This is a genomic window from Bradyrhizobium huanghuaihaiense, from assembly GCF_025200885.1.
Classification (GTDB): domain Bacteria; phylum Pseudomonadota; class Alphaproteobacteria; order Rhizobiales; family Xanthobacteraceae; genus Bradyrhizobium; species Bradyrhizobium huanghuaihaiense.
On the sequence record NZ_CP104172.1, the window covers coordinates 3,032,542 to 3,047,962 of the forward strand.

14 protein-coding genes are annotated in these 15,421 nt (G+C 65.5%); 6 read left to right on the forward strand and 8 right to left on the reverse strand.

Features of this window, described 5'->3' with window-relative positions; genetic code table 11:
* Window positions 1-207 precede the first annotated feature (207 nt).
* Window positions 208-465, reverse strand: a complete 258-nt coding sequence (locus N2603_RS14315) for a DUF2798 domain-containing protein (protein WP_260389311.1) — start codon at window positions 463-465, stop codon at window positions 208-210.
* A 303-nt stretch (window positions 466-768) separates the two neighbouring features.
* Here N2603_RS14315 and N2603_RS14320 point away from each other — a divergent pair, with 303 nt between their 5' ends.
* A complete protein-coding gene (locus tag N2603_RS14320) occupies window positions 769-1,209 on the forward strand; it encodes a hypothetical protein (RefSeq protein ID WP_260389312.1) in 441 nt (146 codons plus the stop codon).
* Window positions 1,210-2,490: 1,281 nt separating this feature from the next.
* Here the strand turns inward: N2603_RS14320 and N2603_RS14325 are convergent.
* Window positions 2,491-2,709: a hypothetical protein gene (locus tag N2603_RS14325; protein WP_018644825.1), complete on the reverse strand. Its 219-nt coding sequence runs from the start codon at window positions 2,707-2,709 to the stop codon at window positions 2,491-2,493.
* Window positions 2,710-2,931: 222 nt separating this feature from the next.
* On the opposite strand from N2603_RS14325, the gene N2603_RS14330 reads away from it, so the two are divergent.
* From N2603_RS14330 to uraD, 4 genes are all read left to right on the forward strand, one after another.
* Window positions 2,932-3,219, forward strand: a complete 288-nt coding sequence (locus tag N2603_RS14330; RefSeq protein ID WP_260389313.1) for a hypothetical protein — start codon at window positions 2,932-2,934, stop codon at window positions 3,217-3,219.
* Between the two features lie 89 nt (window positions 3,220-3,308).
* The gene (locus tag N2603_RS14335) at window positions 3,309-3,722 is read left to right on the forward strand and encodes a DUF3830 family protein (protein WP_008134648.1); all 414 of its coding nucleotides are present in this window, start codon (window positions 3,309-3,311) and stop codon (window positions 3,720-3,722) included.
* Entirely contained in the window at window positions 3,723-4,658 is a 936-nt protein-coding gene (gene puuE / locus N2603_RS14340; RefSeq protein WP_260389314.1) for an allantoinase PuuE, read from the forward strand.
* Between the two features lie 5 nt (window positions 4,659-4,663).
* Entirely contained in the window at window positions 4,664-5,551 is an 888-nt protein-coding gene (uraD, locus tag N2603_RS14345; protein WP_260389315.1) for a 2-oxo-4-hydroxy-4-carboxy-5-ureidoimidazoline decarboxylase, read from the forward strand.
* Here uraD and N2603_RS14350 read toward each other — a convergent pair.
* Complete coding sequence (locus tag N2603_RS14350; RefSeq protein ID WP_260389316.1) at window positions 5,548-8,274, reverse strand: molybdopterin-dependent oxidoreductase; 2,727 nt, start codon at window positions 8,272-8,274, stop codon at window positions 5,548-5,550. The two genes, uraD and N2603_RS14350, sit on opposite strands and share 4 nt — an antisense overlap.
* Entirely contained in the window at window positions 8,271-9,095 is an 825-nt protein-coding gene (locus N2603_RS14355; protein WP_260389317.1) for an FAD binding domain-containing protein, read from the reverse strand. Before N2603_RS14355 ends, N2603_RS14350 begins: the two co-directional genes overlap by 4 nt.
* 152 nt (window positions 9,096-9,247) lie before the next feature.
* Here N2603_RS14355 and N2603_RS14360 point away from each other — a divergent pair, with 152 nt between their 5' ends.
* On the forward strand, window positions 9,248-10,597 hold the full coding sequence (locus N2603_RS14360) for an 8-oxoguanine deaminase (RefSeq protein WP_260389318.1): 1,350 nt from the start codon (window positions 9,248-9,250) through the stop codon (window positions 10,595-10,597).
* A 110-nt stretch (window positions 10,598-10,707) separates the two neighbouring features.
* Here the strand turns inward: N2603_RS14360 and N2603_RS14365 are convergent, their stop codons facing one another.
* From N2603_RS14365 to N2603_RS14380, 4 genes are all read right to left on the reverse strand, one after another.
* On the reverse strand, window positions 10,708-11,784 hold the full coding sequence (locus tag N2603_RS14365; protein WP_026312272.1) for a BMP family ABC transporter substrate-binding protein: 1,077 nt from the start codon (window positions 11,782-11,784) through the stop codon (window positions 10,708-10,710).
* Between the two features lie 77 nt (window positions 11,785-11,861).
* Window positions 11,862-12,779, reverse strand: a complete 918-nt coding sequence (locus N2603_RS14370; RefSeq protein WP_260389319.1) for an ABC transporter permease — start codon at window positions 12,777-12,779, stop codon at window positions 11,862-11,864.
* Window positions 12,766-13,857, reverse strand: coding sequence for an ABC transporter permease (locus N2603_RS14375; protein ID WP_260389320.1), 1,092 nt, complete (start codon window positions 13,855-13,857; stop codon window positions 12,766-12,768). Before N2603_RS14375 ends, N2603_RS14370 begins: the two co-directional genes overlap by 14 nt.
* On the reverse strand, window positions 13,841-15,412 hold the full coding sequence (locus N2603_RS14380) for an ABC transporter ATP-binding protein (RefSeq protein WP_260389321.1): 1,572 nt from the start codon (window positions 15,410-15,412) through the stop codon (window positions 13,841-13,843). Before N2603_RS14380 ends, N2603_RS14375 begins: the two co-directional genes overlap by 17 nt.
* Window positions 15,413-15,421 lie beyond the last annotated feature (9 nt).

The window sequence follows — 15,421 nt, forward strand, 5'->3', positions numbered from 1 at the left end:
CGCTGCCGGTTCGTGCACAGATCTGCCAGCCAATCGCCGCGGTGAGCGACTTGATAGGAGCATTCCGACAGGGTTCGCGACGCGATGTAGAGCAGCAGTCGACGATGTCGCGACAAGGCAACGGGTAGAGAGAGTGGAAGCTCGATCCAAGATGTCGAATAATCATGGAAGCGGGACGGCGTGCTTCATGCGCGCCGCCCGCGCCTTCTATCGGCCTGGTTGAGATGGGGACGCGACAAGGTAGGCCACGATCCGGCGGACCAGTGGCAGCACCATCAGCAGCGTCGGAAAGGCGACGAGCCATGACAGCCCCCAGGCGCCCGGCCACGTCGCCAGGAACGCTGGCGTTGCGCCGAGGCTCCGGAGTGTCGAAATGATCGACACCACGGCTGTCATGAGGATGGACAGCACGAATGGCATCACGAACGGCGCATAGCGCGCCGGCAGTTTGCGAACCGCAATCATCTGATTTCTCTTGAAGAATAGGACGCGTCAGTCACGTTGAACCCAAAAATTGGCATCGATCCCGACGGCGTCGGTTGATGCGTTGGTTCACGTGAAACGCTTACGGCGACCGAAAAACGGCGCGGCTGTTCATTATCCGCTCAGGTTGAGTGGTGCAAGCTGGATCGGATCGTTCGGTTTACAATCGTTCAAAGCGTGGCAGATTGCCGCGATCAAGAAACCATTTCAGTGGTTTGCGCGTTATGGCTCGTTTGCACATGTCACTTTGGGCGAGAACAGAGGAAGGTTAAGATGATTGGCCTTATGATTTCAGCAGCCGGCCGCAATACGGTGCTGGCCGCATTCGCAAGCCTCGCCCTGGTCGCGGCCTCCGCGACGCCATCCGCTGCAGCCTCGTCCGGGACTCCTTCCAAGGCGGCCGTCGCTGGCCACGCTGCGTCCGACGCCACCGATTTCAGCGCGGCCAGGCGCCGTTATTATCGCCGCGGACCGAATGCTGCCGCCCTCGGCATCATGGGCGCGGCGACCGGTCTGGCCATCGGCGCGATCGCCGAAAGCCGGCGCCGCGACTATTACGAGGATCGTTATTATTACGATCGGGGCCCTGGCTATTACGGTGGTCCAGCCTATTACGGCGGCTCCCACTATTACCGGGGGCCGAACCGTCCTTCGGGCCCTTACATCCCTGGGGGCTATTGTGCCGGCGGAGGCCCCTCGGCCGTCTGCGGCAATTACGACCATTGAGTTCGGACGCGGCTGTCGGGCCGGACAGCTTCGCAGGGATTGCCATGGAGTGGGTTCGCGAAAGCGGAACCCACTCCTTTTTGTTTGTCGCTTCGCAGTCGTGTCGGGAAGCTAGGTCCGCAGCATTCCCACTTTCACATCATCGTCCTGCAGGCGCCGACATTGCGCCGTTGGAATAGCGCGACCAGCTTGTAGCCCGGATGAGCGAAGCGACATCCGGGGGCGGCGTGGATTCTGTCCCGGGTATCGCTTCGCCCACCCGGGCTACAAGACCTTGGGCTGCCTGTCAGGCAAAACACGCGATCGCTGGGTCAATCGACCGGTGCCAAAATATTCCGCTTTACCGAAATTCGGAAATGTCGTATGTGTCGCCCATCCCGGCTCATTCTTGAGGGGCGATCATGAGGTCGTCATTTTCGCGAGCTGGGCTTGCGGTGGACGCGGCAGCGTCGGGCGCGAAAGGTGCGGGCAGGGAGGGTAGTCCCCGGTGAGCCCGCGGCCGCGCGCGGACGAACGGCGCTGACAGGTTCGTCTCGTCTGTAAGTTTGCGGCTTCGTCGACGGGGCTGGAAAAACTGCGGCGGAAATGGCGGGCCGCGCGTACGGCAAAACCGTGTGGTCCTGGCCGTCGTTGCTACGGTCAAGCTCTTGCGGAGGCGGTGATCGCGTCAACCGGCGCGGTGCCGGTGAATTTCGCGGGAGTGAGGGAGGCCAGAACGAACTCGGCTCCCGGGAGAGCGCGGCATAAGCCGTCCGACCATCGCGCAGGGAAGGCCGAGTGATTGGCACCACCTGTATGCTGCTGTGCGGTTCCTTTGCGCTACATCTTCGCGCAGCGGACCGCGGGTGCGAGGTCAGCACCCGGCCTTCCCTGCGCCCTCTTGGCTCGAGAGGGTGGAGTGACGACGCAAAGCTCGGGCGAAATCAGCCGCGAGGATGCGTAGGCGTGTCTGCGATTCGAAATGCGAGCCGAAAGAGCGACGCTGCTGCCTCATGCTCCGTCATTGCGAGCGCAGCGAAGCAATCCAGAGTCTTACCGCGGAGGAATTCTGGATTGTTTCGCTGCGCTCGCAATGACGACGTTGGAGCAGTGGGACGCCACACTCGGCTCTCGTGCCCCGGACGCAGCGCAGCGTCTCTCTGACGGTGCGCTGCAGAGCCGGGGCCCATGTCGCGGCACTGCATCCTGCGGCTTCTGGGTCCCGGCTCTGCGCAGCAGCGTTACACGCTGCTGCGCGTCCGGGACACGAGAGGGACGGGACAGCGCTCTACGCTTCCAACATCACCGTCCCGCAGGCGCCGACATCGCGCCGTTGGCGTAGCGTGACCAGTCTGGCACGCTCGGCTGCGACGGCCAGATGGCGGCGTTGGAGTCGCGCACCGATTGGGTGATGGGAGCAGGGTGCGCCTTGCGAGCGTGGTGACGGTCGCTTGCGGCGGCGGTTTGGACGGTTGCGGCGGCAATCAGCATGGCGCCGAGAAGGGCGAAAGTCTTTTGCATCGTTGTTTCTCCCGCGACGACGTTCCGGCTGTGAGAAATGTTGTTGTCGTCGCGGCTGAGATGGCGATGCGCCCTTCCGAATATCAGCGGATGCCGCCTTCACGTTGGAGCGAGCAAATTTTTTGGTCCCGGCTAAATATTCGGCAACCGGCCCACGGCGCCGATGGACTTGCCCGCTGCAATCCGGTTCAATGGGGCGAATTGGCTTTCCAGGCGACAACGATGTCGAAATATCTGCTGGTCCTTCTCCTGATCGCCGCACCGGCGGCGGCGCAGGTCAAACCCACCCCGAAGAGTTCAGCGGCGCATCCGGACCCCTGCGCGCCGATCGGGCGGACCGCGGACGGCAAGCTGGTCTATTCCATGAAGTGCGAGAACCTGCCGGCACCGCCCGCACCGCTGCCGCAGGCGGAACTGAAGGAAGCACCGGCCGCGGCTGCGCCGGCCGCCGAGCCGGAGCCGGAGGTGCGGCGGAGCGGCATTTTCGGCTGGTCCTACGACCGCAGGTGACGGACCGCGCCCCTTGCGCGAAGCCCGATGGAGTGCTTTTTGCTGAAAGTTCCCCGCGGGGCGCATCGCCCCCGATTCAGAGAGATGAGATGAGCAAACTCGTTATCCGCGCCGGCGACTACACCTTCGATGCACGCTTCGAGGAGCAGGCGGCACCCAAGACCGTTGCCGCGTTCCGCAAGGCCATGCCGTTCGAAAGCCACATCATCCATGTGCGCTGGAGCGGCGAGGCGGTGTGGATGCCGCTCGGCGACCTCGATTTCGGCGTCGGCTACGAGAACCACACCAGCTATCCCGCGCCCGGCCAGATCATCCTCTATCCCGGCGGCATCAGCGAGACCGAGATCCTGATGGCCTATGGCGGTGTGAGCTTCGCCAGCAAGATGGGCCAGCTCGCTGGCAATCACTTCATCACGGTGACCTCGGGCCTGGAGAATCTGGCGACCCTCGGCAAGAGCGTGCTCTGGAAGGGCGCCCTGCCGATCCGCTTCGAGGAAGTCTGAGTGACTGACGCCCGCTACCCGCGCGACCTCCGCGGTTACGGCCGCAACCCGCCGCACCCGCAATGGCCGGGTGAGGCGCGGGTCGCGGTGCAGTTCGTCGTCAATTTCGAGGAGGGCGGCGAGAACAACATCTTGCACGGTGACCGGGCCTCGGAAGCGTTCCTGTCGGACGTGCTCGGCGCGCAGCCCTGGCCGGGCCAGCGCCATGCCAACATCGAATCCATGTTCGAATATGGCTCGCGCGCCGGCTTCTGGCGGCTGTGGCGGATGTTCACCGAGCGGAAGTGGCCGACCACCGTGTTCGGCGTCGCCACCGCGCTCAAGCGCAATCCGGAAATCGTAGCCGCGATGAAGGAGGCGGGCTGGGACATCGCCAGCCACAGCCTGAAATGGATCGAGCACAAGGACATGACCGAGGCGCAGGAGCGCGCCGAGATCGCCGAGTCCATTCGCGTCCATACCGAGGCGACCGGCGCACGGCCGCTCGGCTGGTACACCGGGCGCTCCTCGATCAACACCAACCGGCTGCTGATGGAGGAGGGCGGCTTCCACTATCTCTGCGACTCCTATGCCGACGACCTGCCCTATTGGGTCAAGGGCCCCAAGGGCAAGCAGCTCATCATTCCCTATACGCTTGACGCCAACGACATGCGGTTCATCAACCCGCAGGGCTTTGCCGAAGGCGAGCAGTTCTACACCTATCTCAAGGACGCCTTCGACGTGCTCTATGCCGAAGGTGAGACTGCGCCGAAGATGATGTCGGTGGGGCTGCACTGCCGTCTCGCCGGCCGGCCCGGCCGCGCCGCGGGGCTGATCCGCTTCCTGGATTACATCGGCAAGCACGAGCGTGTCTGGGTGCCGACCCGTCTCCAGATCGCGCAGCATTGGCACGACAAGCACGCGCATCTCGCCGCCGATGCGTTCGAGATCGGATGAGGACAATGCCGCAGATTTCGCTCGCCGATCTCAATGCTGCCAGCAAGGCCGATTTCGTCGCTGCACTCGCCAACGTCGTCGAATACTCGCCGTGGATTGCGGAGAAGCTTGCCGAGCTGCGGCCATTCACCGGCATCAACCAGTTGCACACGGCGCTGATGGCGGCGATCCAGGCTGCCGAGCCCGACGTGCAGCTGGCGCTGATCCGGGCGCATCCAGATCTCGCCAACAAGACCCAGCGTGCGGCGGGCCTGACGGCGGAATCGACCGACGAGCAGAACAGCGCCGGCCTCGACCGGTTGTCGGAGGCCGAATACGCCGCGTTCGAACGCGTCAACAACGCGTATCGTGAAAAGTTCGGCTTCCCCTATATCGTCTGCGTGCGCCGTCACACCAAGGATTCCGTGCTGCGCGACTTCGAGACGCGGCTGCTCAACATCGGCAAGACCGAGACGCGGCGCGCGATCGAGGAGATCGGCCGTATCTCGGCGCTGCGGCTCGATCAGCTCGTCGTCGCCGACGACAAGCTGAAGGTGCATGGCCGGCTCTCGACCCATGTGCTGGACAACCACGCCGGCAAGCCTGCGCCCGGCATCCCGGTGGAGCTCATCGAGCTCGCCGCGCTCGGCGAGAGCCGCGTGATTGCGCGCACCGTCACCAATGCGGACGGTCGCACCGACCAGCCGCTGATCGGCGGACGTCCATTGCCGATCGGCCGCTACGAGCTCCGCTTCAGCGTCGCCAAATATTACGCCGAGCGCAACGTGCCGCTGTCAGACCCGCCATTCCTCGACGAGATTCCGCTGCGCTTTGCCATCAGCGAGCCGGAAAATCACTACCACGTGCCGCTGCTGGTCACGCCCTGGAGCTACGCGACCTATCGCGGGAGCTAACTGCCGAACTTCTCGAGCAGTGCCGGAAACAGCCGGTCCGGCTTGAAGGGCGGCGCAGTGAAGCGGATTCCGGTGGCGTCCGCGATCGCGTTGCCAAGGGCCGCGGCAACCGGATTGTACGGACTCTCGCTCATCGACTTGGCGCCAAGCGGCCCGATCGTGTCCGACGTCTCTGCGAACAACACCTCGGTGCGCGGCACGTCGGCGAAGGAGGGCAGGTGGTAGTCGCGGAATTTCGGGTTGGTGACTCGGCCGGTCGTATCGATCACCATCTCCTCATAGAGCGCAGCACCAAGCGCCTGTGCGACGCCGCCCTCGACCTGGCCACGGCACTGCATGGGGTTGGCGACGACACCGGCATCCGCAGTCTGCACGCTCCTGAGAATCCTGAGCTCGCCGGTGCCCTTGTTCACCGCGACGCGAAAGCCCTGCACGTTGAAGCCGACCGAGCGCGGCGTGCCGCCGGAATTGCCGGTGCCTGTGAACGGCCGGCCGCGTTCGCGCGCAAGCTTAGCCAGTTCAACAAAGGACATGCGTCGCACGCCGCTGACGACGGCGTCCCCATCGAGCATGCAGCTCTCCACGTCACACAGCCAGGCGTCTGCGGCGGCCGCCTTCAGCTCGGTCGCAAGCTGCGTGGCGGCGGCCTGCGTCGCCTTGCCGGCGACGAAGGTGCCAGCGCTGCCATAGGCGCCGGTGTCGTGGCCGCCATGGGCGGTGTCGGACTGGCGCAGGCGAATCCTGTCGACGGTGGTTGCCAGGATCGTCGCCGCGATCTGGCGGTGGACGGTGCTGGTGCCGTTGCCGAACTCGGCAGTGCCGACGGTCAAGTCGAAGCCGCCGTCGTCATTGAGCGCGATCATCGCATCGGCGATGTGGCCGGCCGGCGGCACGGTGTCGATCATGGTCAGCGCGACGCCGTCGCCGATCAGCCATTCCGGCGACAGGTCCGGCTGCGGGCCGTCCGCCTGCATCGCGCGCTCGACGAGGTCGAGGCACTGGTCGAGCCCATAGGAGCCATAGAGCACGTCATGAAATTCGGACGGCGGCGGCGACAGCATGGGGTCGCCGAGCCGGACGATGTTGCGCCGACGCATCTCGTAGGGACTGATGCCGAGCTGCCTGGCCAGCTCGTCGATCGCGGCCTCGATCGCGATCAGCGTCTGCGGCAGGCCATAGCCGCGAAACGCGCCCGCCGGCACCGTGTTGGTGTAGACCGCGTAGCCGTCGACCCGCTTGTTCGGGCAATTGTAGACGGCGATGGACTCCGACAGGGAGTGGAACATCACGGGCCCGGCATGATTGCCGTAAGCGCCGGTGTTGGAGAGCACGTCGAGCTGGAGCGCGGTGAGCTTGCCGCCTGCATCCGCGCCGGCCTTGATGTGGACCCGCATCGGATGCCGCGTCGAGGTCGCGATGAACTGCTCCTCGCGGGTCAGCTCCAGCTTCACCGGTCGCCCGGTCCTGAGCGCGGCCAGCGCAAGGATGTCCTCGACGAACATCTCCTGCTTGCCGCCAAACCCGCCGCCGACGCGCTCGCAGAACACGCGGACCTTGTCCATCGGAAGACGGAAGATGTCCGACAGCGCGCGCCGGGTCAGGAACGGCACCTGTGTCGAGGTACGGACATTGAGCACGCCCGCTTCATCGAGCCAGGCGAGGCCGCCATGGGTCTCGAGAGCCGCATGCTGCACGCGATGACTGTGGAAGGTGGCCTCGTAAGTGACGGCGGAGGTGGAGAGCGCGGCCGCGACATCGCCATATTCGCCATGCGTCTCCGCCGCGAGATTGCGCTGGGGATCGGCGATGCGGTTCGCAGTGGTGCGGTCGGGATGGATGATCGGCGCGCCCGGCGCCATCGCCTGCTCGGGATCGATCAGCGCGGGCAGAATCTCGTACTCCACCTTGATCCGCCGGCAGGCCTCCTCGGCCGCGCCCTCGCTCTCGGCCACGACCGCGGCAACCCTCTGTCCGATGAAGCGCACGACGTCGTCGAGGACGCGGGTGTCCTCGGGATCCATCCAGTCCTTCTCGTGACGCGCGGTCGAGATCAGGACGGTCGGCGCATCCTCATGCGTCAGCACCGCATGCACGCCGGGAACGCGAAGGGCTTCTGACGTGTCGATCGCGACGATCCGCGCGTGGGCATGAGGCGAGCGCAGCAGCTTGATATGCAGCAGGCCCTCGATTGCGGTGTCGAAGGTATAGCGCGCCTTGCCGCGCACGACGTCAGGACCTGCGGGCGCCGGCAGGCTGCGGCCGAAGGCGGCGCCGGCCTCGACGCTCTCCTCGACATTGGTCTTGCCAAGCAGCGCGTCCTCGATCGCGCGATAGCCGGTGCAGCGGCAGATATTGCCCTTCAGTGCGGCGCCGAGATCGGTGCGTTGCGCCTGGTTCAGCGAGGCGCAGGTCAGGATCATGCCGGCGGTGCAGAAGCCGCATTGAAAGCCCTGCGCGTCGAGGAAGGCCTGCTGCATTGGATGCGCGCCGCGGTCGCTGCCGAGGCCTTCGATCGTGGTCACGGCGCGGCCCTCGGCACGGAAGGCCGGGATCAGGCAGCTATGCACCGGTTCGCCATCGAGCAGCACGGTGCAGGCGCCGCAATCGCCGGCATCGCAGCCCTTCTTGACGCCGAAATGGCCGAGCTCGCGTAGGAACGTGCGCAGGCACTGCCCGGCGCGCGGCTCGTGCGTGAACGTCGTTCCATTGACCTCGAAGCTCATGATGTTGCCCCCAGGAGCTCGCCGCGGATCTCCTCTGCGAGCCGCAGCGTCATGTGTTTGCGCCAGAGCGGCTTGCCGTGGATGTCGGTGTGATAGAGGTCGTCGGTGATCTGCTGCAGGATCGCATCGCGCAGCGTGCTCGCATCAGGCTGCTTGGGGAACGACAATCGGATCGGCCGCACTGTCGATGCGGTGACCGTCAGCGTCAGCGTGCCATCGGCATCGAAGCTGCCGATGAGGAGCGCGGCCGAGCGGCCGACTGGCGCGAGCGAGATCTGGCGAAACGCCGTGCGGCGCCTCAAGGCCGCGATCGGGATATCGATCTGCCGGACCAGGTCGCCTGGCGTCAGGCGGTTGCGCTGATTGCCGGTGACGAAGTCGACGACGGTGATCTGCTGCTCGCCACCGCCGGCCTTCCAGATGGTGCAGACACCGTCGAGCGCGGCGGTGAGGGAAATCATCGGCCCCGCCGGCAGCGACATGCAGAGATTGCCGCCGACGGTCGCGGTCTTCCAGATCTTGAAGGAGGCGAGGAAGGCGCGGCAGCTTTGGCCGATCAGCGGTGCTGCGAGCCAGTCGGGCGGGCAGGCGAGGCCATCGAGCTGCGCGACGGTGCATGTGGCGGCGATGGAGAGATGGCTGTCCGTGATCGTCAGCGCGGGCCATTTCAGATCGGTGAGATCGATCAGCCGCTTCAGGTGCGCTTGCGACTCCGAGAACAGCCAGGTGCCGCCTGCGAGCCAAGCATCACCTGGCGTCCAAACGGGCAGCTGCGCGCGCGTTTGCGGATGGGCGACCGCTGTGATGGTATTCAAATCCATGGCTGCGCCGAAAGCTTCCGCCGGTGAATCGTGCGATAGAGTCTTGCAAGACCGGAGCCAAGTCGCAACAAGCAAAGTGGTGAACGACCCTGTTCGGGCTGGCGTCCGGCTCGCAGGTCTGTCGTCAGCAGATGTGAGGAGAAAGCAGGCTCATGAGCGATGCAAAGCCGATCTGGATCAGGGATCCGCTGGCTATCCTCGCCGACGGTGCCGAGCGTGGAATCGTGGTCAGGGATGGCCGGATCGTCGAGCTCGTGCCGGCCGGCGTCACGCCTGCGACCGCGGATGTAGCGGTGTTCGACGCGGGCGAGCATGTCGTGCTGCCGGGCCTCATCAACACGCATCATCACTTCTACCAGACGCTGACGCGGGCGCTGCCGGCGGCGATGGACCGCGAGCTGTTTCCCTGGCTCCAGGCGCTCTATCCGGTGTGGGCGAAGCTGACGCCGGAGCGGCTGGAACTCGGCGTCACCGTGGCGATGTCCGAGCTGCTGCTCTCGGGCTGCACCACGACGACGGATCATCATTACGTCTTTCCGGCGGGCCTCGAGGAGTCCGTCGACATCGAAGTCGGCGTCGCAAAGCGGCTCGGCATGCGCGTGCTGCTCACGCGCGGCTCGATGAACCTGTCGCAGCGCGACGGCGGCCTGCCGCCCGACAGCGTCGTGCAGGACGAGGACACGATCCTGGCCGACAGCGCGCGCGTGGTCGCAAAGCATCACCAGCGCGGCGCGGATGCGATGGTGCAGATCGCACTGGCGCCGTGCTCGCCGTTCTCGGTGACGACGTCGCTGATGCGCGCCACCGCCGACCTCGCCGACAAGCTCGATGTGCGCCTGCACACCCATCTCGCCGAGACCGAGGACGAGAACAGATTCTGCCAGCAGATGTATGGCTGCCGTCCGCTCGACTATCTCGAGCAATGCGGCTGGCTCAACGCGCGGACCTGGCTCGCTCACGGAATCTTCTTCAATCCGGACGAGATGAAGCGGCTCGGCAAGGCCGGCACGACCGTCAGCCATTGCGCCTGCAGCAACCAGCTGCTGGCGTCCGGGTGCTGCCCAGTCTGCGAGATGGAGGAGGCCGGCGTCGGCATCGGCATCGGGGTCGACGGCTCGGCCTCGAATGACGGATCGAACCTGATGCAGGAGGTGCGTGCGGCGTTCCTGCTGCAACGGGCGCGCTACGGCGTGACCAAGGTCAGCCACAAGGATGCGCTGCGCTGGGCCACCAAGGGCTCGGCGGCCTGCGTCGGCCGCTCGGAGCTCGGCGAGATCGCGGTCGGCAAGGCGGCGGACCTGGCGCTGTTCAAGCTCGACGAGCTGCGCTTCTCCGGCCATGGCGATCCGCTGGCCGCGCTGGTGCTGTGCGGGGCGCATCTGGCCGACCGGGTCATGGTGGCGGGACAATGGGCGGTGATCGACGGGGCCATCCCGGGCCTGGATGTCGCCGATCTCATCCGCCGCCACAGTTCGGCGGCGCGGGCCATGCAGGCGGGATAGTAAGACCGAAAATTGAAAGAGGGGGCGACCACAAGTGCCGGGTGCTTCTGGCCACCCCCTCCGAACCTCCTCCGGGAGGAGCAGGTGATTTAGGCAATGCAAGAAGCGTGCTACTTGCCCGGCAGCTTGTCGTCGATGCCCTTCACGTAGAAATTCATGCCGAGGATCTGGCCGTCAGCGAGGTTGGCGCCGCCCTTGCACTCGACCTCCTTGCCGTCCTGCCCAATGACCGGGCACTTGAACGGGTGCAGCTTGCCCGCGGTGATCGCGGCCTGGGCATCCTCGGCCATCTTCTTCACGTCGTCAGGCATGTTGGTGTAGGGCGCCATCGCGAACATGTGGCTGTCGAGGCCGCCCCAGGTGTCTTCGGACTTCCAGGTTCCGGCCAGCTCGGCCTTGACGCGTTCGATGTAGTAGGGGCCCCAGGTATCGAGGATCGAGGTCAGCTGGGTCTTGGGCCCGAACTTGATCATCTCGGAATCCTGGCCGAAGGCGAGCTTGCCGCGCTCGCTGGCGATCTGCATCGCGGCCGGCGAATCCGTGTGCTGCATGATGACGTCGGCGCCCTGGTCGATCAGCGCCTTGGCGGCGTCGGCCTCCTTGCCCGGGTCGAACCAGGTGTTGGCCCAGATGATCTTGACCTTGATGTTCGGGTTGATGGTCTGCGCCGCCAGGATCGTCGCGTTGATGCCGGAGACGACCTCGGGAATCGGGAACGAGCCGATATAGCCGAGCACGCCGGACTTCGACATCTTGGCCGCGATCAGGCCCTGGATGTAGCGGCCCTGGTACCATTTGGCCGAATAGGTCGACATGTTCTTGTCGCGCTTGTAGCCGGTGGCGTGCTCGAAATGCACGTTCGGATACTTCTTGGCGACCTTGAGCGTCGGGTCCATGTAGCCGAACGATGTGGTGAAGATCAGCTTGTTGCCGGCGCGAACGAGCTGCTCGATGGCGCGCTCAGCGTCGGGGCCTTCGGGCACGTTCTCGAGATAGGTTGTCTCGATCTTGTCGCCCAATTCTTTCACCAGCGCCTGTCGGCCGACGTCATGCTGGTAGGTCCAGCCGAGGTCTCCGATCGGACCCAAGTAGATGAAGCCGACCTTCAGCTTGTCGGCGGCGGAGGCTGCGCTGACGCTCCCGGCAAGCAAAAGGCCGGAAGCCAGCGCAAGAAGTGATTTCCTCATCATCAATCTCCAAACATCAGGGGAAAGCCACGATCCGCAGCGTGCGCGCCCCATCGCGCATGCCGCGGAAATGAAACTCAGCGGTCAGGCACGAACACGGTGCCGAGCGCGGCCGGCGCGGTCGAGCCGCCGGTGCGCGCGCGGGAAAGCAGGACCAGCACGATGACGGTCGCGAGGTAAGGCAGCGCCGACATGAATTGCGAGGGAATGCCGACGCCCCAGCCTTGCGCATGCAGTTGCAGGATCGTCACCGCGCCGAACAGATAAGCGCCGACCACGAGCCGGCCGGGCCGCCAGGACGCGAACACCACCAGTGCCAGTGCGATCCAGCCGCGGCCAGCGGTCATGCCGGGAATGAAGAAGGGCGTATAGGCGAGCGGCAGATAGGCGCCGGCAAGTCCGGCGCAGGCGCCGCCGAACATCACGGCGAAGGTGCGGATGCGCAGCACGGGATAGCCGAGCGCATGCGCGGAGACGTGGTTGTCGCCGCAGGCGCGCAGGACCAATCCCGCCCGCGTGCGGTACAGGAACCACCAGACGCCGACGATCAATGCGACCGAGAAATAGACGAAGCCGTCCTCGCCGAACAGCACGCGGCCGATCAGCGGAATGTCGGTTAGGCCGGGAACGTAAAGATGCGCGGCCGGCGTGATGCGCTCGCCGACGAAACCGGCGCCGATCAGGCCTGACAGTCCGATGCCGAGAATGGTCAGTGCGAGGCCGGTCGCAACCTGGTTGACGGCGAGCCCGAGCGCCATCAATGCGAACACCAGTGACATCAGCGTGCCCGCCACGATGCCGAACAGTGCGCCGATCAGAATCGAGCCGGTGAGCCACGCACCGGCAAAGCCGCAGGCCGCGCCGACGATCATCATGCCCTCGACGCCGAGATTGAGCACGCCGGAGCGTTCGGTCACGAGCTCGCCGGTCGCGGCGATCAGCAGCGGCGTCGATGCGGCGAGTATCGCGAGGATGATGGCTTCAATGAGTTCCACGGGCCACCTGTCGGTTCGGGAACACCAGCTTGAAGCGGTAGAGAATGAGCGAGTCGCAGGCGAGCACGTAGAACAGCAGAATGCCCTGAAACACCTTGGTGACATCCAACGGGATCTTCATCGCGATCTGCGCCTGCTCGCCGCCGATAAAGGTCAGTGCGAGAAAAAGGCCTGCAATTAATATTCCAAGCGGATTCAGCCGGCCGAGGAAGGCGACGATGATCGCGGTAAAGCCGTAGCCGGGCGAGATGCCGGGCTGGAGGTGCCCGACGGGACCCGCGACCTCGATGATGCCGGCGAGACCCGCGAGTGCACCGGAGACGGCGAAGGTCAGGATGATCAGCTGGTTCGCGTTGAAACCGCCGAACCGTGCTGCGCGCGGTGCGGCACCGACCACGCGGATCTCAAAACCCTTGATGGTGCGCCCGAGCAGGATGGCGGCCGCCGCGACGACGAGCAGGGCGATGATCGAGCCGAGATGCAGCCGCCCGCCTTCGATCAGCAGCGGCACCGTCGCGACCGGATCGAACTCGGCCGTGGTCGGGAAATTGAAGCCGTGGGGATCGCGCCAGGGACCGCGCACGAGATAGTCGAGAAAGAGATCGGCGACATAGACCAGCATCAGGCTGGTCAGGATCTCGCTGGCGCCGAACTTCACCTTGCAGATCGCCGGGATCAGCGCATAGAGCGCGCCTGCAGCGGCTGCCAGCACGAGCATCGCCGGGAGAACCCAGGCGCCGGCATCGGTGCCCTGCGTCTTCACAGCGATCCAGCTTCCGGCGACTGCGCCGATCAGGAATTGCCCCTCGGCGCCGATGTTCCAGGCGTTGGCGAGATAACAGAGCGACAGGCCGATCGCGATCATCACCAGCGGTGTCGCCTTCACCGCGATCTCCTGCAGCGAATAGCTGTCGGTGAGAGGCGCGATGAAATAGGCATGCAGCGCGAGCAGCGGATTCTTGCCGAGGATCGCGAACAGGATGACCATGGTGACGATCGTCAGGCCGATCGCGATCAGCGGCGAGACCAGCGCGATCGTGCCAGAGCGCTCGGCGCGCTTCTCAAGCACCAACTGCATGCGCGGCCTCCTTCGGCTCCAGGCTGCTGCCGCCCATGAGCAGGCCGAGCTTTTCGCGCGTCGCTTCATTCGTCGCGAGCGGGGCCGAGAGCCGGCCGTGGAACATCACGGCGATGCGGTCGGCGATCTCCGCGAGCTCGTCGAGGTCCTGGCTGGTCACCAGCACGGCCGCGCCTGCGGTGGCGAGATCGAGCAGCGCCTGGCGGATCACCGCGGCGGCGCCGGCGTCGACGCCCCAGGTCGGCTGGCTCACCACCAGCACCGCCGGGTTGCGCAGGATCTCGCGTCCCACGATGAACTTCTGCAGATTGCCGCCGGACAGGCTCGCGGCCTCGGGATCGCGCTTGGCCTTGCGGACGTCGAACGTCTCGGTTGCGCGGTCGACGGTCTTCAGCGTGGCCGCGGTGTCGATGAAGCCGTGATGGACCATGCCACTCGCGGCGTGCCCCGTGAGCAGTGCGTTCTCCGACAGCTTCATGCGTGGCGCGGTGCCGTGGCCGAGCCGCTCCTCGGGTACGAAGGCCGCGCCGAGCTTGCGCCGCTGGGTGATCGAGAGGTGGCCGGCGGCGATACCCTCGATCACCACCGTGCCGGGATCCCTGGACAGCCGCTCGCCGGAGAGCGCGGCAAAGAGCTCGTCCTGGCCGTTGCCGGCGACGCCGGCGATGCCGAGGATCTCGCCGCCCTTCAGTTCGAACGAGATATGCTCGAGCCGCACGCCGTGGGCCTCGCTCGGCGCGAGCGAGAGATCGTTGACGACGAGGCGCGGCACCGTCGTCTGCCGGCCGGCGGGAGCCTTCACTTCCTTGATCTCGCCGCCGACCATCATGCGGGCGAGCGAAGCTGCGGTCTCAAGCCGGGGATTGCAGGTCTCGACCTTCTTGCCGCCGCGCAGGATCGTTGCGGTGTCGCAGAGACGCTTCACCTCCTCCAGCTTGTGGCTGATATAGAGGATGGCGCGGCCTTCGGCCTTGAGGCGCTCCAGCACGATGAAGAGCTGGTCGGCCTCCTGCGGCGTCAGCACCGCGGTGGGCTCGTCCAGGATCAGAAATTTCGGGTCCTGCATCAGGGCGCGGACGATCTCGATGCGCTGGCGCTCGCCGACCGATAATTGCCAGACCTCGCGTTTGGGATCGAGCGGCAGTCCATAGGTCTTCGACACCTGCTCCAGCCGCGCCGACATGTCCTTGAAGGACTCCTTGCCGTCGAGGCCGAGCGCGACGTTCTCGGCGACGGTGAGATTGTCGAACAGCGAGAAGTGCTGGAACACCATGCCGATACCGCGGCTGCGCGCTTCGGACGGGCCTGACAGCACGATTCGCTCGCCCTGCCAGCGGATCTCGCCGGCACTCGGCTGGATCAGCCCGTAGATCGCCTTGACCAGCGTCGACTTGCCGGCGCCGTTCTCGCCGAGCAGAGCGTGAATCTCCTTGGGCCAGATGTCGATATCGATGGAATCGTTGGCGAGGAAATCGCCATAGCGCTTGGTGAGCCCGAGCGTCTGAAGCAACGGGGACTCGCCGGAATGCAGGCCGTTAGGCGTCGGATCTAACATTCGCTGATG

What these genes read in the sequence shown, in the direction of transcription:
- N2603_RS14315 (WP_260389311.1), bottom strand. Translation starts at nt 465, where the DNA reads ATGATTGCGGTTCGCAAACTGCCGGCGCGCTATGCGCCGTTCGTGATG.
- N2603_RS14320 (WP_260389312.1), top strand. Translation starts at nt 769, where the DNA reads ATGATTTCAGCAGCCGGCCGCAATACGGTGCTGGCCGCATTCGCAAGC.
- N2603_RS14325 (WP_018644825.1), bottom strand. Translation starts at nt 2,709, where the DNA reads ATGCAAAAGACTTTCGCCCTTCTCGGCGCCATGCTGATTGCCGCCGCA.
- N2603_RS14330 (WP_260389313.1), top strand. Translation starts at nt 2,932, where the DNA reads ATGTCGAAATATCTGCTGGTCCTTCTCCTGATCGCCGCACCGGCGGCG.
- N2603_RS14335 (WP_008134648.1), top strand. Translation starts at nt 3,309, where the DNA reads ATGAGCAAACTCGTTATCCGCGCCGGCGACTACACCTTCGATGCACGC.
- uraD (WP_260389315.1), top strand. Translation starts at nt 4,664, where the DNA reads ATGCCGCAGATTTCGCTCGCCGATCTCAATGCTGCCAGCAAGGCCGAT.
- N2603_RS14350 (WP_260389316.1), bottom strand. Translation starts at nt 8,274, where the DNA reads ATGAGCTTCGAGGTCAATGGAACGACGTTCACGCACGAGCCGCGCGCC.
- N2603_RS14355 (WP_260389317.1), bottom strand. Translation starts at nt 9,095, where the DNA reads ATGGATTTGAATACCATCACAGCGGTCGCCCATCCGCAAACGCGCGCG.
- N2603_RS14360 (WP_260389318.1), top strand. Translation starts at nt 9,248, where the DNA reads ATGAGCGATGCAAAGCCGATCTGGATCAGGGATCCGCTGGCTATCCTC.
- N2603_RS14365 (WP_026312272.1), bottom strand. Translation starts at nt 11,784, where the DNA reads ATGAGGAAATCACTTCTTGCGCTGGCTTCCGGCCTTTTGCTTGCCGGG.
- N2603_RS14375 (WP_260389320.1), bottom strand. Translation starts at nt 13,857, where the DNA reads ATGCAGTTGGTGCTTGAGAAGCGCGCCGAGCGCTCTGGCACGATCGCG.
- N2603_RS14380 (WP_260389321.1), bottom strand. Translation starts at nt 15,412, where the DNA reads ATGTTAGATCCGACGCCTAACGGCCTGCATTCCGGCGAGTCCCCGTTG.